General features: G+C 66.4%; 12 protein-coding genes, 3 rRNA genes and 1 pseudogene. 8 read left to right on the top strand and 8 right to left on the bottom strand.

Translation table 11 applies throughout. The features are described from left to right. Positions 1-3 precede the first annotated feature (3 nt). Positions 4-393 carry a VOC family protein gene (locus ACFMQL_RS11035; protein WP_364063302.1) on the top strand — a complete coding sequence of 130 codons (390 nt, stop codon included), beginning with the start codon at positions 4-6 and terminating at the stop codon, positions 391-393. Positions 394-397: 4 nt separating this feature from the next. On the opposite strand, the gene ACFMQL_RS11030 is transcribed toward ACFMQL_RS11035, so the two are convergent. Then, complete coding sequence (locus tag ACFMQL_RS11030; RefSeq protein WP_378785514.1) at positions 398-850, bottom strand: hypothetical protein; 453 nt, start codon at positions 848-850, stop codon at positions 398-400. Positions 851-926: 76 nt separating this feature from the next. On the opposite strand from ACFMQL_RS11030, the pseudogene ACFMQL_RS11025 reads away from it, so the two are divergent. Both ACFMQL_RS11025 and ACFMQL_RS11020 read left to right on the top strand, forming a co-directional pair. Further along, a pseudogene (locus tag ACFMQL_RS11025) lies at positions 927-1,343 on the top strand (GNAT family N-acetyltransferase); the annotation flags it as partial. A 60-nt stretch (positions 1,344-1,403) separates the two neighbouring features. Continuing rightward, the gene (locus ACFMQL_RS11020; protein ID WP_364064726.1) at positions 1,404-1,856 is read left to right on the top strand and encodes a GNAT family N-acetyltransferase; all 453 of its coding nucleotides are present in this window, start codon (positions 1,404-1,406) and stop codon (positions 1,854-1,856) included. On the opposite strand, the gene ACFMQL_RS11015 is transcribed toward ACFMQL_RS11020, so the two are convergent. After that, complete coding sequence (locus tag ACFMQL_RS11015) at positions 1,843-3,852, bottom strand: molybdopterin-dependent oxidoreductase (RefSeq protein ID WP_364063296.1); 2,010 nt, start codon at positions 3,850-3,852, stop codon at positions 1,843-1,845. The genes ACFMQL_RS11020 and ACFMQL_RS11015 overlap by 14 nt on opposite strands. A 218-nt stretch (positions 3,853-4,070) precedes the next feature. On the opposite strand from ACFMQL_RS11015, the gene ACFMQL_RS11010 reads away from it, so the two are divergent. Further along, positions 4,071-6,446, top strand: coding sequence for a lysylphosphatidylglycerol synthase transmembrane domain-containing protein (locus ACFMQL_RS11010; protein ID WP_364063293.1), 2,376 nt, complete (start codon positions 4,071-4,073; stop codon positions 6,444-6,446). Between the two features lie 10 nt (positions 6,447-6,456). Here the strand turns inward: ACFMQL_RS11010 and mgrA are convergent, their stop codons facing one another. After that, positions 6,457-7,449, bottom strand: coding sequence for an L-glyceraldehyde 3-phosphate reductase (gene mgrA, locus ACFMQL_RS11005; RefSeq protein ID WP_364063290.1), 993 nt, complete (start codon positions 7,447-7,449; stop codon positions 6,457-6,459). Then, positions 7,446-9,536, bottom strand: coding sequence for a S9 family peptidase (locus ACFMQL_RS11000; RefSeq protein ID WP_364063287.1), 2,091 nt, complete (start codon positions 9,534-9,536; stop codon positions 7,446-7,448). The genes mgrA and ACFMQL_RS11000 overlap by 4 nt, the downstream gene beginning before the upstream one ends. A gap of 530 nt (positions 9,537-10,066) precedes the next feature. On the opposite strand from ACFMQL_RS11000, the gene ACFMQL_RS10995 reads away from it, so the two are divergent. From ACFMQL_RS10995 to rrf, 3 genes are all read left to right on the top strand, one after another. Beyond that, positions 10,067-11,590 (top strand): 16S ribosomal RNA (locus ACFMQL_RS10995). Between the two features lie 314 nt (positions 11,591-11,904). Further along, positions 11,905-15,013 (top strand): 23S ribosomal RNA (locus ACFMQL_RS10990). A gap of 64 nt (positions 15,014-15,077) precedes the next feature. After that, positions 15,078-15,194: ribosomal RNA gene (gene rrf / locus ACFMQL_RS10985) — 5S ribosomal RNA — on the top strand. Together the 16S, 23S and 5S rRNA genes form the textbook arrangement of a ribosomal RNA operon. 484 nt (positions 15,195-15,678) lie before the next feature. Here rrf and ACFMQL_RS10980 read toward each other — a convergent pair. From ACFMQL_RS10980 to ACFMQL_RS10970, 3 genes are all read right to left on the bottom strand, one after another. After that, complete coding sequence (locus tag ACFMQL_RS10980) at positions 15,679-16,134, bottom strand: NUDIX domain-containing protein (RefSeq protein ID WP_378785510.1); 456 nt, start codon at positions 16,132-16,134, stop codon at positions 15,679-15,681. A gap of 72 nt (positions 16,135-16,206) precedes the next feature. Beyond that, positions 16,207-16,743 (bottom strand): chloramphenicol phosphotransferase CPT, encoded by a 537-nt coding sequence (cpt, locus tag ACFMQL_RS10975; RefSeq protein ID WP_364068373.1) that lies wholly within the window; start codon positions 16,741-16,743, stop codon positions 16,207-16,209. Positions 16,744-16,827: 84 nt separating this feature from the next. Then, positions 16,828-17,592, bottom strand: coding sequence for a PhzF family phenazine biosynthesis protein (locus ACFMQL_RS10970; protein WP_364068371.1), 765 nt, complete (start codon positions 17,590-17,592; stop codon positions 16,828-16,830). A gap of 168 nt (positions 17,593-17,760) precedes the next feature. Between ACFMQL_RS10970 and ACFMQL_RS10965 the strand changes: the two genes are divergently transcribed. Further along, positions 17,761-18,144: a cell division protein SepF gene (locus ACFMQL_RS10965; protein WP_364068369.1), complete on the top strand. Its 384-nt coding sequence runs from the start codon at positions 17,761-17,763 to the stop codon at positions 18,142-18,144. An 882-nt stretch (positions 18,145-19,026) separates the two neighbouring features. Here the strand turns inward: ACFMQL_RS10965 and ACFMQL_RS10960 are convergent. Beyond that, positions 19,027-20,361, bottom strand: coding sequence for a hypothetical protein (locus ACFMQL_RS10960; protein ID WP_364068367.1), 1,335 nt, complete (start codon positions 20,359-20,361; stop codon positions 19,027-19,029). Between the last annotated feature and the right edge of the window lie 62 nt (positions 20,362-20,423).

Genomic DNA, 20,423 nt, shown 5'->3' with positions numbered 1-20,423 from the left:
TCCATGATCGAGATTCACGCCGTCACCTTTGACGCGGCCGACCCGTACGAGATCGCGAGCTGGTGGAGCAAGGTCACCGGGCTGCCCTTGGGGGAGGGCGACAAGCCGGGCGACGACGCGGTGATGCTGCGCACGAAGCAGGACCCCTACCTGCTGTTCATCAGGGTGCCCGAGGGCAAGACGGTGAAGAACCGGCTGCACCTCGACGTCAACGCCACCGAGGGCAGGACCCGTGACCAGGAGGTCGAGCGGCTGATCGGGCTGGGGGCGACCGTCTACCAGGATCTGCGCAATCCCGACGGCACCGGGTGGGTCACCATGCTCGACCCCGAGGGCAACGAGTTCTGTGTGTGCAGGTCACCGCAGGAGCGGGCCGCTTCCGCGGCCGGATGAGGGTCTAGTGCGCTGATCGCGCCCGTCCCCGCAGGCAGAGCGTCGCGACGCCGGCGATGAGGTAGACGAGCACGCCGTTCCACAGCGCGTCCCAGCCGGCGCCGAAGACCCCCTCGCCGTCCAGCACGAGCTGCACGGGGTAGTCGAGCACGGCCATGATGCCGGCGGGCAGGAGCGCGAACTTCCACGGGTGCCGCAGCGACCAGTGCCTGGCCTGCCGGGTGACCCGGTCGCCCTCCTCGGGCTTGGACACCGCGCCGATGGCGGCGACCAGCGAGAACAGCGCGATGCCGAGACCCAGCGCCCACGACAGGTCGCCGCCGTCGCCGATGACCGCGTCCCAGAGCAGGCCGACGGCGGCCACCGCGCCGCCGGTGATGGCGGCGGTCTTCCATGGCGCGCCGCGCAGCGCGGCGGCCGAGAGCGAGACCTCGTCTCGTCGGGTTATTTCGTTCATGTCAGCCATGCTGCCGTTCGTACCTGCCGAGAGGCATCGGGGGCGGACCCTGAGCTGTCCCTGACATGATGTCGCCATGACGGACATCCCGCTTGTTCCCCTCGGGCCCGGTGACGAAGATCGGTTGCGCGATGTGCGGCTGCGCGCGTTGCAGGACACGCCCGACGCGTTCGGCTCCTCGTACGCCAGAGAGGTCGAGTTCACCCCGCAGAAGTGGGCGGAGCGGCTGGCCAACCCCGACAGCCGCTACTGGGTGGCCACATCCGGCGGCCAGGACGTCGGCCTGGTCTGCGTGCTGCTCGAAGACGAGGGCAGGCACGCCCACCTGCTGTCCATGTGGGTCGCCCCCGAGGCCAGAAGGAAGGGCGTCGCCTCCCGGCTGGTGGACGCCGCCGTGGAGTGGGCAAGGAGCACCGGGGCCGAGGAGATGGGCCTGTGGGTCGTGGACACCAACCACGCCGCCCGCGCCCTGTACGCCGCCAAGGGCTTCACCCCGAGCGGCAGGACCATGGCCCTGCCGTCCAACCCGTCGCTCATGGAGTCCCACTACGTGATGTCGCTCATCTTCCGCCCCGCGCGCAGGGACGACGTGCCCGCCATCGTCGCCATGCTGGCCGACGACCCGCTCGGCGCGCAGCGCGAGGGCGACCCCGGCGACGAGCGCTACCTCGCCGCCTTCGAGCGCATCGACGCCAACCCCTACGACGAACTGATCGTGGCCGAGCGCGAGGGCAAGGTCGTGGGCACCATGCAGCTCACCTACCTCGCCGGTCTGTCCCGCCTGGGCGCGGAGCGCTGCCAGATCGAGGCGGTCAGGGTCGCCGCCGCGGCGCGCGGCCAGGGCCTCGGCCGCAAGATGATCACCTGGGCGATCGACCGGGCCAGGGCGCGCGGCTGCGCGCTGGTGCAGCTCACCTCCGACAAGACGCGTACGGACGCGCACCGCTTCTACGCCTCGCTCGGCTTCACCGACTCCCACGTCGGCTACAAGCTCAAGCTGGACTGATCTCCACCAGGTTGTCGTGGAAGCCCGCGCCGCGCCCCATGTCGGCGTCCCGCTCGGCCACGACGGCGTTGGGATTGGCGCCGCCGGGGCTGAGCTTGGGCCAGCGGCCCTTCGTCGAGGCGACCACGCCGGCCGACACCCGGTCGCTGATCTCCACGTCCGCGAGGAACTCGCCGCCGTCGTTGTGCACGCGCACCCGCTGGCCGTCCTTCAGCCCCCGCGCCTCGGCGTCGGCCCGGTTGACCAGCACCACCGGATCCTTGGCCCGCCGCCGCAGCTCCGGGTTGTTGCCGAAGGTCGTGTTGAGGAACGTGTGCGAGGCCGGCGTCACCAGCCGCAGCCGGTACGGCGAGCCGTCCGCCGCGACGGTCGTGTGCGGCGGCACGTACGCCTCGCCCTTCCTCGGAAAGCGCATGCGGCCCGACCGCGTCGGGAAGCCGTCGGCGAACGGTATGAAGGGCTTGGGGTAGTTCATCCGCACCCAGCCCTCCTTGCGGAGCCTGTCGAGCGTGATGCCCTCAAGCGAGGGATGCCCGCTGTTCAGTAGCTGCTCGGCCAGCTCCAAGTCCGAGTCGTACAGCGACGGCTCGGTCATCCCCATGTGCGCCGCCAGCCGCCGGAACGTCTCCGTCGTCGACAGGCACTCGCCGGGCGGCTGCACCGCCTGCTCGTTCCACACCAGGTACATGTGCCCGTAGCCGGCGTGCAGGTCGTGGTGCTCGGTCTGCATGGTCGCGGGCAGCACGATGTCGGCGTAGTCCACCGTGTCGGTGGGGAAGTGCTCCATGACGACCGTGAACAGGTCCTCGCGCATGAGGCGCCGCCTGATCGCGTTCGAGTCGGGGGAGGAGCCCACCGGATTGGCCGCGTACACCCACAGGCACTTCACCGACTCGTCGAGCTGCGAGGCCAGCTTCGTCATCACCAGCGTGCGCACCGGGCCTGGCAGCAGGTCCTCGCGGGTGTCGATGTTGAGGTGCACGTGATCGCTGGTCGAGAAGGCCATGCCGCCGCCCTGGTAGCGCCAGTCGCCGGTCACCGAGGGGACGGCGGAGATCGTCCGCAGCGCCGTGCCGCCGCCCTTGTGCCGCTGCAGCCCGTGCGTGGCGCGCAGCCCGGTCGGGCGCGTGTGCGCCAGCCTCATCCCCAGCCTGTGGATGTCCTCGGCCGCAATGCCGGTGATCTCCGCCACCTTCTCGACCGGGTGGGCCAGGATCTCCTCGCGGAACTCCGCCCAGCCCTCGGTGTGGGCCTCCAGGTACTCGTCGTCCTGGGCGTTCTCGGCCAGCACGACGTTGAGCAGGCCGAGCGCCAGCGCCGCGTCCGTGCCCGGCCTGATCGGCAGCCACTCGTCCGCCTGGTCGGCCGTCCTGGTGCGGATCGGGTCGATCGCCACCACGTACGCGCCGTCCGCGCGCGCCTGCTGGATGAACTTCCACAGGTGGTGGCCGCTGGTCAGCGTGTTCGTGCCCCACAGCAGGATGAGCTTCGAGTGCGCGAAGTCCTCGGGGTCCATGCCGGCCGCGGTGCCGTTCGTCCGGCGCAGGCCGCTGTTACCGGCCCCCGAGCAGATGTTCAGCCAGTGCTTGGACGCGCCCAGCATGTTCCAGAACCGCCGGCCCGCCACGCCCTCGCAGCCCTGGATGTAGCCGAGCGTGCCCGTGCCGAGGTACGGCCAGATGGCCTCGCCGCCGTACTCGTCCACGATGGCGCGCAGCCGCGTGGAGATCTCGTCGAGCGCCTCGTCCCACGTGATCCGCTCGAACCGCCCCGAGCCCTTAGGCCCGACACGCCGCAGCGGATAGAGGATGCGATCGGCGGCCCGGGTCTGCTCGAGGTAACGGTTGACCTTCACGCACAGCGCGCCCCTGGTGTAGGGCTGATCCGGGTTGCCGCGCAACGTGACGGCGCGGCCGTCCTCCACTCCGACCACCCACGAGCAGGTGTCCGGGCAGTCAAGCGGACAGGCCCCCAATACTCTCAATGCACCCGACATGCGACACAGCCTATGTCGCCACGTACACAGGAATTCAAAGGTGAACCGGGGGAAGGGCAGCGTGTAGCCTGCCCCCTGCGACGACTGCGGGGGGACGGTCGGGCACAGTGAAGGCCTCGAGATCGTACAGTCCGCCACGGGAAGGTGCAGAATCGCTGTCGGTGGCCGATATCAGGGAACGAGATGACACGGAGGACCTCACGGAGGGGGATCCTGCCGTGGCCGAGTCACGCGCGGAAACCGACGTCTACGTCGTAGAACCGCTGCTGCCTCAGCGCCTGCGCCGCCCCTCCGACCTGCTGCGCTTCTTCGCCACGCTCATCGTGCTCGGCGCGGTGATCCTGCTCGCCCTCGTCGCCAAGCAGACGCTCATCGGCCTGGAGGCCGATGTCAAGGAGGGCGCCGAGCTGGTGCCGCTGCTCAGCAGGATCGCCGCCTTCCTCGGTGGCGCGGCCGTGCTCATCGTGCCCGTGGCCTTCGCGGTCGAGCGCGTCTTCCACCGCGACGGCCTGCGCGTCGCGGAAGGGCTCATCGCCGCCATCGTCGGCATGGCCGGCTCGTTCCTGCTCGGCCAGTGGCTCGTCAGCGGCACCATGGAAGATCTGCGCGTGCTGCTCACCGGCGACCGGACGATCGAGCCGCTCAACACGCTGCTCACCTCCGTCGTCGCCTACGCCACCGCCGTCCGCATCTCCCGCCGCCCCACCTGGCGGATGCTGATGTGGACCACCGTCGCGCTCTACATCCTGGCCTTCTTCTCCGGCCGCCAGATCACCATCCCGAGCGCCATCGTCACCGTCCTGGTCGGCATGGCCATCGGCTACGCCACCCTCTACGGCGTCGGCAGCCCCAACACCCGCCCGCCGGGCAGCGCCGTCGTGGCCGCCCTGCGCAAGCTGTCGTTCTCCCCGGTCTCCGCCCGCCGCGTCGAGGACGACTATCAGGGCAGCCGCCGCTACGCCGTCGGGCTCAAAGACGGCACCAGCCTCGACGTCACCGTCCTCGACCGCGACCGGCAGGTGGCCGGGCTGCCGTACCGGCTGTGGCGGCGCATCAGGCTCAACTCCGAGACCCGCCGCCGCGCCATCCGGTCGCTGCGCGCCGAGCTCGAACGCGAGGCCCTCATGGCGTACGCCGCCCAGGCCGCGGGCGCCAGCACCCCCCGTCTGCTCGGCACCAGTGAGATCGGCACCGAGGCGGCCCTGCTCGCCTACGAGCACATCGAGACCCGCCCGCTCGACGAGGTGCCCGACGAGGAGATCGACGACCAGCTGCTCCACCAGATCTGGGAGCAGGTCGCGCTGCTGCAGATCCAGCGTCTCGCCCACCGCAGGCTCACCGGCGACAGCATCCACATCGACACCGCCGGCCGCGTCGTGCTCACCGACGCCCGCAGCGGCGAGGTCGCCGCCGGAGACCTGCTGCTCAGGCTCGACGTCGCCCAGCTGCTCACCTACCTCGCGCTGCGCGTCGGCCCCGAGCGCTCCGTGCGCGCCGCGGCCGACGTCATGGGCCCCGACGCGCTGGCCGCCGCCATGCCGCTGCTACAGCAGATCGCGCTCACCCGGGAGACGCGCGCCGCGCTGGCCAAGGCCAAACACGTGCTGCCCGGCATCCGCGACCAGATCGTCGCGCTCAAGCCGCAGAGCAAGGTCGAGGAGATCCGCCTCGAACGCTTCCGCCCCCGCACGCTCATCACGATCATCGCCAGCACGATCGCCGCCTACATCGTGCTCTCCCAGCTCAGCCAGGTCGACGTCTACCACGTCGTCACCACGGCCAACTGGGCCTGGTCGGGCCTTGCGCTGGTGGCCTCGTTCCTGAGCTTCGTGGCCGCCGCGCTCATGCTGCGCGGTTTCGTGCCCGAGCACCTGCCGCTGTGGCGCACGGTGCTCGTGCAGTTCGCGTCCTCGTTCGTCAAGCTCGTCGCGCCCGCCGCGGTGGGCGGTGTCGCGATCAACACCCGATACCTGCAAAAGCGCGGCATCCACCCGGCCAGCGCGGTGGCCAGCGTGGGGGCCTCGCAGCTCATCATGCTGGTCTTCCACATCGGGCTGCTCGCGCTGTTCGCCTACATCACCGGCTCGAGCACCGCCACCTCGTTCACGCCGTCACGCGGGCTCGTGCTCGCGCTGCTCGGCGTCGCGGTGCTCGTCGTGGTCGTGCTCGGCGTGCCGCCGCTGCGCCGCCTGATCACCGGGCGGCTGAGCAAGCTGTTCTCGAACGTGCTGCCGCGGCTGCTCGACGTGCTCCAGTCGCCGCGCAAGATGATCGAGGCCGCCACCGGCACGCTCATGATCACCCTGATGTTCGTGCTCTGCCTCGACGCGTGCATCGCCGCCTTCGGCCACGACATCAGCTTCACCGCCGTGGCCGTCGTCTACCTCACCGCCAACGCCATCGGCTCGGCCGCGCCCACACCGGGCGGTCTGGGCGCGGTCGAGCTGGCGCTGGTCGGCGGCCTCGTGCTGGCCGGGGTGCCGAAGGAGCTGGCCACCTCGGCGGTGCTGCTCTACCGGCTGCTCACGTTCTGGCTGCCGGTGCTGCCCGGCTGGGCCTCGTTCACCTACCTGCAGCGCCACGAGGCCCTCTGACCGCGCGTGCTCAGCTGCGGCGGCGGGACTCGGTGATCTTGTCGATGGCCGCCAGCTCGTCCTGCGTGAACGCGGGCCCGTCCACGCACGCCACGTTGTCCTCGAGCTGCTTGACGCTGCTCGCCCCGATCAGCACGCTCGTCACCCGCGAGTCGCGCAGCGTCCACGACAGCGCCATCTGCGCCAGCGTCTGACCCCGCGTCTTCGCGATCTCGTTGAGGTCGCGGGCCAGGTCGCGGTCGATCTGGTCCTCGCTCAGGAACCGGCTGGTCGCCGCCCGCGAGTCGGCCGGCACGCCGTCGAGGTAGCGGTCGGTCAGCAGGCCCTGCGCCAGCGGCGAGTAGACGATGCAGCCCATGCCCGCCTCCTCCAGCGTGTCCAGCAGCTCGTCCTCGATCCACCGGTTGATCATCGAGTACGACGGCTGGTGGATGAGCAGCGGCGTGCCCAGCTCGCGCATGATCCGCGCGGCCTGCGCCGTCTGCTCCGCCGAGTAGTTGGAGATGCCCGCGTACAGCGCCTTGCCCGAGCGCACCGCGCGGTCGAGCGCGCCCATGGTCTCCTCGAGCGGCGTCTCCGGGTCGGGACGGTGGCTGTAGAAGATGTCCACGTACTCCAGGCCCATGCGCTTGAGCGACTGGTCCAGGCTGGCCAGCACGTACTTGCGCGAGCCCCACTCGCCGTACGGGCCCGGCCACATGTCGAAGCCCGCCTTGGTCGAGATGACCAGCTCATCCCGGTACGGCAGGAAGTCCTCGCGCAGGATCCGCCCGAAGTTGCTCTCCGCCGACCCGTACGGAACCCCGTAGTTGTTGGCCAGGTCGAAGTGCGTCACCCCGAGGTCGAACGCCCGCCGCAGGATCGCCCGCGAGTTCTCGATCGGCCGGTTGTCGCCGAAGTTGTGCCACAGACCCAGCGACACCGCCGGCAGCTTGAGCCCGCTGCGCCCGCTGCGGTTGTACGGCTGCCGCTCGTAGCGCCGCTCGTCGGCCTGATACGTCATGACGTGCCTTTCTCGATGATCCAGGACAGCGCGAACGCCTCTTCACGCCAGGCGTCGTACCGTCCGCTGCGCCCGCCGTGCCCCGCGCCCATCTCCGTCTTCAGCAGGAACGGCCCGCCGCGCGCCGTGGCGCGCAGCTTCGCGATCCACTTCGCCGGCTCGTGGTAGAGCACGCGGGTGTCGTTCAGGCTGGTGATCGCCAGAATCGGCGGGTACGGCCTGCCGTCCACGTTCTCGTACGGCGAGTAGCTCTTCATGTACGCGTAGACCTCGGGGTCGTGCAGCGGGTCGCCCCATTCGTCCCATTCGATCACGGTCAGCGGAAGCGACGGATCGAGGATGGTGTTGAGCGCGTCCACGAACGGCACCTCGGCCACGACACCCGCGAACTCCTCGGGGGCCAGGTTCGTCGCCGCGCCCATCAGCAGCCCGCCCGCCGAGCCGCCGCGCGCCACGACCTTGCTGCTCAGGCCCGCCGCCTTCATGTGCCTGGCCGCCGCCACGAAGTCGGTGAACGTGTTGCGCTTGCGGGTGAGCTTGCCCTGCTCGTACCAGCTCCTGCCCATCTCGCCGCCGCCCCGCACGTGGGCGATCGCGAAGATGAACCCCCGGTCGAGCAGCGACAGCCGGGGCACGGAGAAGCTCGGGTCGATCGAGGTCTCGTAGCTGCCGTAGCCGTACAGGACGGTGGGGGCGGGCGTGGCCGCGTCCTTGCGCTTGACGAGCGAGATGGGGATCTTCGTGCCGTCCTCGGCCGTGGCCCACTCGCGGGCCTGCTCGTAGTCGGCCGGGTCGTAGCCGCCGAGCACCGGGCGCTGCTTGAGCAGGATCAGCTCGTGGGAGTCGAGGTCGTAGTCGTAGACGCTGGGCGGGGTGATCATGCTCGTGTACGCCAGGCGCAGCCGCCGCGTGGTGAACTGCGGGTTGCCCGCCGGGCCGACGTCGTACAGCGGCTCGGGGAAGTCGATCTCGTAGGCGTTGCGCTCGGCCGCCTCCACCCGCTCGCGCCAGCTCGCGCCGTCGGCCGGGTAGGGCAGGATCCGCAGCCCGGTCAGGCCGTCGCGGCGGAAGTGCACCACCGCGTGGTCGGAGAACGCGTCGATCTCCAGCAGCCTGGTGTCGGACCGGTGGGGGATGATCGGGGTCCACGTGCCAGGGTCGTCGAGGGGCGCCGTGGCCAGCTCGAAGTTCTCGGCGTTCTCGTTGTGCAGGATGTAGAAGAAGTCGCCGGCGTGCTCGACGCCGTACTCCACGCCGGTCTGCCGGGGCCTGACGATCGTGAACTCGCCGCCGGGGTCGCTCGCGTCGAGGATCCGCACCTCGCTGGTGATCTTGCTGCCCGCGCCGAGCACGAGGTACTTCTCGCTGCGGGTCAGCCCGATGCCCACCCAGAAGCGCTCGTCGTTCTCCTCGTAGACGAGCACGTCGTCCTGAGTGCCCAGGGTGTGGCGGTAGACCTGGTACGGACGCCAGGCGTCGTCGACGCGGGTGTAGAAGAACGCCGAGGCGTCGGCCGCCCATGCGCCGCCGTAGAAGATGTCGGTGATCTCGTCGGGCAGGATCTCGCCCGTCTCAAGGTTCTTGAACCTGAGCGTGAAACGCTCGTCGCCCTTGTAGTCGGTCGAGAAGGCCAGCATCTTGCCGTCGGGGGAGACCGAGCTGGTGCCGATCGAGAAGAACTCGCTGTCGCCGGCGAGCTCGTTGCCGTCGAGGATCACCTGCTCCTGGTCGAGCCGCTCGCCGGGGGTGATCTCCGGTGGCGTCTCGCTGTCGGCGGGGACCCGGCACGAGATCGCGTACTGCTTGCCCTCCTCCGTACGCGTGAAGTACCACCACGCGCCCTTGCGGCTGGGCACCGACAGGTCGGTCTCCTGGGTGCGGCTCTTGATCTCCTGGAACACCTGCTCCTGGAGGTCCGACAGGTGAGCGGTCTCCTGCTTGAGGAATTCGTTCTCCGCCTCCAGATAGGCGGTGGTGTCGGGATCGTCCTTGTTGCTCAGCCAGGCGTACTCGTCGATGACGGTGTCGCCGTGATGGGTGCGCTCCGTAGGGATCTTCTTCGCCACTGGCGGCGTGTTGCTGCTCACGTGGGGAGTCTATGTTCGGTTGTGATCGTTCTGTTGCCGGAGAAGCCGGAGAACGGGCTCGAGCGGTGGAAGGGCGCTGCTAATCTTTAAGAGCCGACGGGGTCCGGCACAACCCACTTCCTTCACTTCGGTGACATAGGTGTGGTGTGTCCGGGATCGTCGGTAATCCCCTGCGACGCGCTGGTTCGGAGATCGATTCGCGGATCGGTCGAAGGGCTGGTAACTTAGAGGGGTTGTCTCCGAAAGGGGACGCGGCTTAATTCTTGGCAAGTCGTTCGATTCGGGTCAATTTGACAGGGCTCGGGGCGGCTGAAAAGATTAAGACACAACAAAACGAACGGAGTGAACGCCTCCGCCGCCGGGATCGCGGATGTGGTTTCGGTCGGGGATGTACGCGTCCGTTTCTTGAGAACTCAACAGTGTGTTAAAAGCCAGTGCATGATGCATTACCCCGTCATGTTTCCATGACGTGGATTCCTTTTAGTTGGCATCAATGTTGTTGATGCCGGCTGGGATTGTTTTCCAGACATTGTTTGGAGAGTTTGATCCTGGCTCAGGACGAACGCTGGCGGCGTGCTTAACACATGCAAGTCGAGCGGAAAGGCCCCTTCGGGGGTACTCGAGCGGCGAACGGGTGAGTAACACGTGAGCAACCTGCCCCTGACTCTGGGATAAGCCTGGGAAACTGGGTCTAATACCGGATACGACCACCGATCGCATGGTCTGGTGGTGGAAAGTTTTTTCGGTTGGGGATGGGCTCGCGGCCTATCAGCTTGTTGGTGGGGTAGTGGCCTACCAAGGCGACGACGGGTAGCCGGCCTGAGAGGGCGACCGGCCACACTGGGACTGAGACACGGCCCAGACTCCTACGGGAGGCAGCAGTGGGGAATATTGCGCAATGGGCGGAAGCCTGACGCAGCGACGCCGCGTGGGGGATGACGGCCTTCGGGTTGTAAACCTCTTTCAGCAGGGACGAAGTTGACGTGTACCTGCAGAAGAAGCGCCGGCTGAACTACGTGCCAGCAGCCGCGGTAATACGTAGGGCGCAAGCGTTGTCCGGAATTATTGGGCGTAAAGAGCTCGTAGGTGGCTGGTCGCGTCTGCCGTGAAAGCCCGCAGCTTAACTGCGGGTCTGCGGTGGATACGGGCCGGCTAGAGGTAGGTAGGGGCAAGTGGAATTCCTGGTGTAGCGGTGAAATGCGCAGATATCAGGAGGAACACCGGTGGCGAAGGCGGCTTGCTGGGCCTTACCTGACGCTGAGGAGCGAAAGCGTGGGGAGCGAACAGGATTAGATACCCTGGTAGTCCACGCTGTAAACGTTGGGCGCTAGGTGTGGGGGTCTTCCACGATCTCCGTGCCGGAGCTAACGCATTAAGCGCCCCGCCTGGGGAGTACGGCCGCAAGGCTAAAACTCAAAGGAATTGACGGGGGCCCGCACAAGCGGCGGAGCATGTTGCTTAATTCGACGCAACGCGAAGAACCTTACCAAGGTTTGACATCACCCGGACCGCCTCAGAGATGGGGTTTCCCTTTTGGGCTGGGTGACAGGTGGTGCATGGCTGTCGTCAGCTCGTGTCGTGAGATGTTGGGTTAAGTCCCGCAACGAGCGCAACCCTTGCTCCATGTTGCCAGCAACCTCTTCGGAGGGTTGGGGACTCATGGGGGACTGCCGGGGTCAACTCGGAGGAAGGTGGGGATGACGTCAAGTCATCATGCCCCTTATGTCTTGGGCTGCAAACATGCTACAATGGCCGGTACAGAGGGCTGCGATACCGTGAGGTGGAGCGAATCCCTAAAAGCCGGTCTCAGTTCGGATTGGGGTCTGCAACTCGACCCCATGAAGTCGGAGTCGCTAGTAATCGCAGATCAGCAATGCTGCGGTGAATACGTTCCCGGGCCTTGTACACACCGCCCGTCACGTCACGAAAGTCGGCAACACCCGAAGCCCGTGGCCCAACCCTTGTGGGGGGAGCGGTCGAAGGTGGGGCTGGCGATTGGGACGAAGTCGTAACAAGGTAGCCGTACCGGAAGGTGCGGCTGGATCACCTCCTTTCTAAGGAGCATCTTCACTCTTCACCGGCGAGTGTCTGGTGGGGTGGTGACAGCTCACGAGTGGAGCACTGGTTATTCAGGTTTGCCGGGTTGCCGGCGTGCTAGTACCGCCCAGCGGTCTCTCTTGTGGGGATGGTTGGGAGTGGGAACGGGCGTGCGGGGGCTTGGTGAGCTTGGGCACACTGTTGGGTCCTGAGGAAACGGGCGACCGGTTCCTTGGAGACAGGGCCATTGAAGAGTTCGGTGATTATCGGGCTTGGATGTGGATCGCTGTTTGTTGTTTGAGATTTGCATAGTGGACGCGAGCATCTTTGTGGCCAAGTTTTTTAGGGCACACGGTGGATGCCTTGGCATCAGGAGCCGATGAAGGACGTGGGAGGCTGCGATAAGCCTCGGGGAGTCGCCAACCAGACGTTGATCCGGGGATGTCCGAATGGGGAAACCTAGCACCAGTCATGTGGTGTTGCCTCCGCCTGAATGTATAGGGCGGTTGGTGGTAACGCGGGGAAGTGAAACATCTCAGTACCCGTAGGAAGAGAAAACAATAGTGATTCCGTGAGTAGTGGTGAGCGAAAGCGGATGAGGCTAAACCGGGCGTGTGTGATAGCCGGCAGGCGTTGCATGTTCGGGGTTGTGGGACCTTCCGGTGGCTTCTGCCGGAGCCACGAGCAGTGATAAATCCGTCTGATAGCTGAAGCCTCTGGGAAGGGGCGCCGTAGACCGTGAGAGCCGGGTAGGCGAAATTGGATGGACTGTTGGAGGGGATCCCAAGTAGCACGGGGCTCGAGGAATCCTGTGTGAATCTGCCAGGACCACCTGGTAAGCCTAAATACTCCCTGGTGACCGATAGTGCACGAGTACCGTGAGGGAAAGGTGAAAAGTGCCCCGGTGAGGGGTTGTGAAAGAGTACCTGAAACCGTGTGCCTACAAGCCGTAGGAGCTTAGCTGGGCTTGCTCAGCTGTGATGTGACTGCGTGCCTTTTGAAGAATGAGCCTGCGAGTTATGGTGTGTGGCGAGGTTAACCCGTGTGGGGGAGCCGTAGCGAAAGCGAGTCTGAAGAGGGCGTTTGAGTCGCATGCTGTAGACCCGAAGCGGGGTGATCTACGCATGGGCAGGTTGAAGCTCAGGTAAGACTGGGTGGAGGACCGAACCCACCAGGGTTGAAAACCTGGGGGATGATCTGTGTGTAGGGGTGAAAGGCCAATCAAACTCCGTGATAGCTGGTTCTCCCCGAAATGCATTTAGGTGCAGCGTTGCGTGTTTCTTGCCGGAGGTAGAGCACTGGATGGCCGATGGGCCCGACAAGGTTACTGACGTCAGCCAAACTCCGAATGCCGGTAAGTGAGAGCGTGGCAGTGAGACTGCGGGCGATAAGGTTCGTAGTCGAGAGGGAAACAGCCCAGATCACCGACTAAGGCCCCTAAGCGTGTGCTAAGTGGGAAAGGATGTGGAGTCGCAGAGACAACCAGGAGGTTGGCTTAGAAGCAGCCATCCTTGAAAGAGTGCGTAATAGCTCACTGGTCAAGTGATTCTGCGCCGACAATGTAGCGGGGCTCAAGCACACCGCCGAAGTCGTGGCACTGACAGGATCTTCGGGTTCTGTTGGTGGGTAGGGGAGCGTCGTGCAGCCGGTGAAGCAGCAGAGTGATCTAGTTGTGGAGGCTGTGCGAGTGAGAATGCAGGCATGAGTAGCGAATCGAGGGTGAGAAACCCTCGCGCCGGATGACCAAGGGTTCCTGGGCCAGGTTAATCCGCCCAGGGTAAGTCGGGACCTAAGGCGAGGCCGACAGGCGTAGTCGATGGACAACGGGTTGATATTCCCGTACCCGCTTCAACGCGCCCATACTGAACCTCGTGATGCTAAGAGTCCTTAGCTCGGGTTGTCCTTCGGGATGACTGTCAGGGTGAACGCTTGAACCGATCGGGTAGTAGGTAAACGATGGGGTGACGCAGGAAGGTAGTCCAGCCCAGGCGATGGTTGTCCTGGGGTAAGCATGTAGGGCGGAACGTAGGCAAATCCGCGTTCCTTTTGCCTGAGATGTGATGCCGAGCCGATTGTGGTGAAGTGGATGATCCTATGCTGCCGAGAAAAGCCTCTAGTGAGTGTTGTGGCGGCCCGTACCCTAAACCGACTCAGGTGGTCAGGTAGAGAATACTAAGGCGATCGGGTGAACTGTGGTTAAGGAACTCGGCAAATTGCCCCCGTAACTTCGGGAGAAGGGGGACCTCTGCTGGTGATGGCACTTGCTGCTGGAGCTGGTGGGGGTCGCAGTGGCCAGGGGGAAGCGACTGTTTACTAAAAACACAGGTCCGTGCGAAGTCGTAAGACGATGTATACGGACTGACGCCTGCCCGGTGCCGGAACGTTAAGGGGACCGCTTAGCTGACGTAAGTTGGCGAAGGTGAGAACTTAAGCGCCGGTAAACGGCGGTGGTAACTATAACCATCCTAAGGTAGCGAAATTCCTTGTCGGGTAAGTTCCGACCTGCACGAATGGCGTAACGACTTCCCCGCTGTCTCAACCGCAGACCCGGCGAAATTGCACTACGAGTAAAGATGCTCGTTACGCGCAGCAGGACGGAAAGACCCCGGGACCTTCACTACAGCTTGACATTGGCGTTTGGAGCGTCTTGTGTAGGATAGGTGGGAGACTGGGAAGCTCGGACGCTAGTTCGGGTGGAGTCGTTGGTGAAATACCACTCTGGTCGTTTTGAACGTCTAACTCTGGTCCGTGATCCGGATCGGGGACAGTGTCTGGTGGGTAGTTTAACTGGGGCGGTTGCCTCCTAAAGGGTAACGGAGGCGCCCAAAGGTTCCCTCAGCCTGGTTGGCAATCAGGTGTTGAGTGTAAGTGCACAAGGGAGCTTGACTGTGAGACTGACGGGTCGAGCAGGAGCGAAAGCTGGGACTAGTGATCCGGCATCGGCGTGTGGAAGCGGTGTCGCTCAACGGCTAAAAGGTACCCCGGGGATAACAGGCTGATCTTCCCCAAGAGTCCATATCGACGGGATGGTTTGGCACCTCGATGTCGGCTCGTCGCATCCTGGGGCTGGAGTAGGTCCCAAGGGTTGGGCTGTTCGCCCATTAAAGCGGTACGCGAGCTGGGTTTAGAACGTCGCGAGACAGTTCGGTCCCTATCCGCTGCGCGCGTAGGAGACTTGAAAGGGGCTGTCCCTAGTACGAGAGGACCGGGACGGACGAACCTCTGGTGTGCCAGTTGTACCGCCAGGTGCACGGCTGGTTGGCTACGTTCGGAAGGGATAACCGCTGAAGGCATCTAAGCGGGAAGCTCGCCTTGAGATGAGGTCTCCCACCCACGTTGTGGGGTAAGGCTCCCGGGTGATGACCGGGTTGATAGGCCGGAGGTGGAAGCGCGGTAACGTGTGGAGCTGACCGGTACTAATAGGCCGAGGACTTGACCACAAAGCTTTTGCTCGCGTTCACTAGGCAATTCTGAGACAGCAAGTGGTGTGCTGTTTCGTGGGGTTACGGCGGTTATGGCGGGAAGGAAACACCCGGTTACATTCCGAACCCGGAAGTTAAGCTTCTCAGCGCCGATGGTACTGCACTCGGGAGGGTGTGGGAGAGTAGGTCACCGCCGGACAATCTTTGATGAGAGGGGTCTTGGTATCTGGTTTCGGATACCAAGGCTCCTCTTTTTTGTGTGTGTTGGGGGTGGGGTTCTGGCATCTGTTGTGGTGTCGGAGCCCCTCTTTTGCATGCCCGGATATTTTCCAGAGGCTCTGGAGCTCGTGAGGCCATGTCGTCGCCGGCCCAGAGCTCGCCAACAGCGCCTCCTGCCCCGCTCTGAGGAGGTTGCGAGCGATCCGTCAAGCCGCCTCAGCGCGCATCTCTGTAGCCGCTCCTGCGCAGGCCGCACGACTCTGAGAATCATGGGCAGGCCGCACGACTTTGAGAATCATGGTCGGTAGACACCGAGAATCAGTCGTCAGCGGCTCTGCGTGAGCCGCACGGAGACGGCCCCCTTGCGTCGAAGGCGACGCGCCGATGAGGGCCGGTTCTACACCACTTGAGGGGACGTAACCGCGGATTCTCCGCCCAGATCCTGGTACCGGCGTGAGGCCGAGTCAATTTCCGGGGCGGGTGGGCCAGCCGTGGGTGCCTATGCCTTGATTGCGGTGGTAGTGGCGGAGGCCGGCGATCGTGTACGGGACCGTGTTCTCCGGGAGGCGGTGGGCGGGGAACCATTCGACGGCGGCGCACTTATGCGGCTCGGCGTTGACGATGGTGCCGGTCCACTGCGTGGTGGCGAAGAAGAAGCCGATGCGGGGCTGTCCCTCGGGGTTGAGGTGGTGCAGAACGGTCGCCGGTCGCAGCGCGGCGGGGTCGACGTGGACGCCGACCTCTTCGTGGGTCTCCCGTACCGCGCAGTCGATGACGGTCTCGCCCTCCTCGAGATGCCCTGAGGGGAGGCAGAACCAGCCGTCCCGGTAGCCGGTTCCCTGGCGCAGGCAGAGGAGGACGTCGTCGCCTCGTTCGAGGATCACGTGGACGTCGACGGTGACCTGCTGGCGTTGCGGCATCAGGCGTCTCCTCCCCAGGGGCCGTGCGGTGCTCAGGGCATTGTCGGCTGCATACGGCCTGCCGGGGCGTCGTCAGGTGGTGACGTGGGCGGCGATGATTTTGGCGCACTCAAGGGACTCGGCGCGCGTGGTGTCCACCTCCAGGTCGTACATGACGCCCTTGTGGACGAGCTCTGCCTGCTGCGCGGCCATGCCGCGAGTGCGGTCGCCGCGGGCGAGCTCCCGGCCGGCCGCCACCTCTTTGTCGCACTTGATGCCCACCCACAGCACGTCGAGCCCGGCGAGGGCCTTCTGCCAGCGTTCCTGGGAGGCGGCACCGCCGAGGAAGACGTCGTCGATGATGATGTGGGCGCCGGCCCGGGCCATCGCGGCCACGCCCTCCGACCAGGCGCGGTCAAGGGCGGCGAACTCGGCCCCGACGTTCACCGTGCCGTCGGGACTGATGTCGAGCCCCTCCTCCGACGCCTGCAGCGCCGCAGGCAGCGCGTCCACCATGGTGTCCACCCCGAGGGCGAGCCACGGGGTGGGGAGGATGGCCTGGAGGCACCGTACGATGCCGGTCTTACCGGAGCTGGAACCGCCGTTGAGCACGATAACGTCTGTTGCCACCCGGCTACCCTAAAAGGCCGCCGGGGCGGTCCGAAACCGGTTTTCGGCAGCTCAGCACCACCGCACCCGGCCGGCGCTGCTTGTTCAGACGTGGAGGGTGCCGGACATCACCGTGACCGCCTGCCCCGCCAAGTGGACGCGGTCACCGGCGTGCGTGACGTGGATGATGCCGCCGCGCTTGGACAGCTGCGCCCCCACCAAAGACGTACGCCCGAGGCGCGCCGCCCAGTACGGCGCGAGCGCGCAATGAGCGGAGCCCGTCACCGGGTCTTCGGGGACGCCGACGTTCGGCGCGAAGAAACGGGAGACGAAGTCCGTGTCGGTGCCGAGGGCGGTGACGATGACGGCTCTCGCGTCCACCTCGGCCAGCGCCGCGATATCGGGCGTCAGGTCGCGTACGGTTTCCGCCGAGTCCAGCTCCACCAGCAGGTCGAGTCGGCTTTTTCCGACCCGGACCGGGGTGACGCCGAGCGCTTTCTCCAGGCCGGGTGGAACGGCGACAGGGGTCACGTCCTTGGCCGGGAAATCCATTGTGATCATGTCGTCGGGACGGCGATTCACGGTAAGGGTGCCGCTGGCGGTGCTGAATTCGAGCGGGCCCGTCGCGGCTCCGGTCGAATAGAGGACGTGCGCGGTGGCCAGCGTGGCGTGACCACACAGCGTCACCTCGACGGCCGGGGTGAACCAGCGCAGGGAATCTCCAAGCAGGAAAGCGGTCTCAGAGAGGTTCATCTCGGCCGCTACGCTCTGCATCCATCGATCAGTAACCGGAGAGTCCAGCAGGCAGACGGCGGCGGGATTACCCTTGAAAGCCGTGCCGGTGAAGGCGTCGACGGTGAACAGGCGCATGGGCCCGATGGTATACGGGGGGCGGATATCCAGCTGCAAGCGGGCTGCAAGCTGTACAAAATGGAATTAGGGCTGGGCGTGTCGCGTGGCGAATGCGGAATCGTCGGTTACCGTCCAATGTGTAGGGACGTGCCGATTACGGTGAGTTCCTGAGGAAAGGACAAGCCGATGGGGGCAGTGCACAAGGTGGTGAGCTACCTTGGATTGAGCGGGGTCGAGCACTACGACGAGGGCTACGAGTACGACGACCAGTACGAGGACGAGTACGTCCCGGCGACCGAGCGGGCAGCCCGCAGGTGGCGTGCGAATGTCGACTCGTCGCGCATCGTCATGGTGCAGCCGCTCAAGTACAACGACGCACCGGTGATCGGCCAGCATTTCCGTGACGGTCAGACGGTGATCATGGACGTCACGGCCATGTCGATGTCTGAGGCGACGCGGATGGTGGACTTCGCGGCCGGGCTGGTGTTCGGGTGCGAGGGGCGGATCGAGCGCATTGCGGAGCGGGTGTTCCTGCTCGCGCCGGCGCACGTGGAGATCGAGGTCACCTGACCGGGCCACACCGGTTCCTGCCGGTGGTTCCGCGCGCCGGGCCCGGCCGAGGTGGCCGGGTTTCTTTCCGGTGCCGTCATGAGGTCGTCTCGGTGTCGTGCGGATGCCGCGCGTGCGGGCTCGGGCCGTCGCCCTGGGGCGATGCCTTCTTCCTGGGTCGATGTCGTGCAGGGCCAGGCCGTCTTCCGGATCGATGCCGTGCGGGTCTCGGTAGTTCTCCGGGTTGATGTCGTTGCGGGTTTGGGCCGTCTCCCTCCCGGTCCCAGGCCGCCTGCCTTTCTCCTGTTTCTGCCGAGGGGCTCCTGGGCGCCTCGGTCATCACCCTTCGTGAGCGCTCGAGTGCGGAGCCAGGAGAACGACGTCACCGGCCTGCCGCGGAGCCTCGCAGCGAGCGGTAATCGGTGTGCGCCTGACGTGGGCGGCCCCCGTGATCTGCGCCTGACGCGGGTGTGAGTCGGTGTGCGCCTCACGCGGGTAGTTCTCGTGATCTGCGCCTGACGCGGGTGCGAGTCGGTGTGCGCCTCACGCGGGTAGTTCTCGTGATCTGCGCCTGACGCGGGCGTGACTCGGTGTGCGCCCCATGCCGTTCGCCCTCGCGATATGTGCGCGACGCAGGCATGACTTGGTCTGTGCCCCACGCGGGCGGTCCTCGCGATCTGCAGCCGTCCAAGCGCCCGTGGGCGGCGTCTTGCGGCACCGCGACGAAGGTGGTGGCCGGCCGTGGGGCTCTCCCGCTGCGGCGCGGTGACAGTGGCGGGGCTCGGCGGCTCTCCTGCTGCGTCAGGCCGGTGGTCCGCTCCCGCCGTCACCCGCGCTGCGTCAGTGACGGTGACGCTCACGTGGCGGGTTGTACCAGGTGGTGGATGCCGGGCGTCAGGGCGGTCAGTGGGCGGCGCGGGGGCCGCGGCGGATGAGGCGGGTGAGCTCGGTGGCGTCTTCGGCGGCCTGCTTGGCGCGGGCCTCGGCCTCACGGGCGTACGCGTGCAGCGCCCACACCGCCCCTTCGGCCAGCTCACGAAGCTCGCTGACCTGCTTGTCGACGTAACGAGCATCCGCCTCGATCTTCTTGCGGCGCTGCCAGAGCCGCCAGCCGGCCAGACCGATCATGGCGACGGCCGCGGCGGCGAGCAGCAATTCGGCCACGACGGCGCCGACCAGGCAGGCCACGCCGAGGACGATGAGGACGATCGCGGCCCACGGCCGCCCGGGCGGCGTCATGCCCTCCGTACGGATGGACTCCTCGGCCGCGGCCAGCGACGTCTGGTCGGGGCCCTCGGGACGCAGCCGGATGCGGTGGCCGAGCAGCGGCACGGTGAGCGTCTCGGGAGGCTCGAGGCGGCTGTCGGCCTCAAGCTCCTCGGCCGCGCCGCGCAGGATCGGGGCGGCCACGTGCAGCGCGATCGCCGCGAGGTGCGGGTCTGCGCCGGGACGCAGGTCGTCGAGCAGGTACGTGTGGAGCGAGGCCATCGGCCCCGCGGGCCCGCCCTGGCCGATGAGCGAGCGCAGCACGGCGAGCGGTTCGTCCTCTGCCCAGTTGGTGACGGGTTCGCCCGCGCTGTTGTCGAGCGGGGCGCCGGCGGTCTGGTCGCCCTGCCGGGCCGAGGTGATCTCGGCGCAGCGGGCGCGCAGCCTGGCCAGGCGGGCGGCGGCCATGGCGGGCTTGGCCAGCTCGGGGATCTCCGCCATCTCGGGGAAGTCGGCCAGCGACGGCGGCACGACGACGGAGGGCTCACCGGGCACCAGCGCCTGGATCCACTGCTCAGCGTCGGCGTGGTCCTGGACGGCGAGCGCGTCGAGCTTGCGCAGCACGAAGATCTTGCCGGCGGGGCCGTACGCGCCTCTGGCGGCGGCCAGCCAGAGCGAGCGCTGGCCGTGGGTGACGGGCCGGTCGACCGACAGCTCGCCGAAGGCGGTGCCGAGCCACGAGGCGTGGATGCGGCTGCCCTGACCGGAGACGGCCAGGGCGAGGCAGAGGAAGAGCGCGGTCTGCTGCTGGTCGCGCCCGGCGGCCCGGCTCAGCGGCTCCATCGGGTCTTCGCCGGCGAGCAGCGCGACCAGCGCCTCGACGGCGGGCGGCAGCCAGTAGCCGGGTATGTCGCTGAAGCTCGGTGCGGCCGGTGGCGCGGTGCCCTTGGCGGCGAGGTGCGCGATCAGCGCCTCGGCATAGCGATGCAGCTCGGTCGCTGCTGGGGGGCTCGCAGTCAGGTCCGTGCTCAAGGCAGAGAACTCCCCGTTTCGGCCGCGGTTCATGACCGCGTAAAGCCTAGCCGTTGGGGCGC

Source organism: Nonomuraea fastidiosa, assembly GCF_042751225.1.
Classification (GTDB): domain Bacteria; phylum Actinomycetota; class Actinomycetes; order Streptosporangiales; family Streptosporangiaceae; genus Nonomuraea; species Nonomuraea fastidiosa.
Note: the sequence above shows the minus strand (reverse complement) of the source record. Positions and strands in the feature narration are given on the sequence as shown.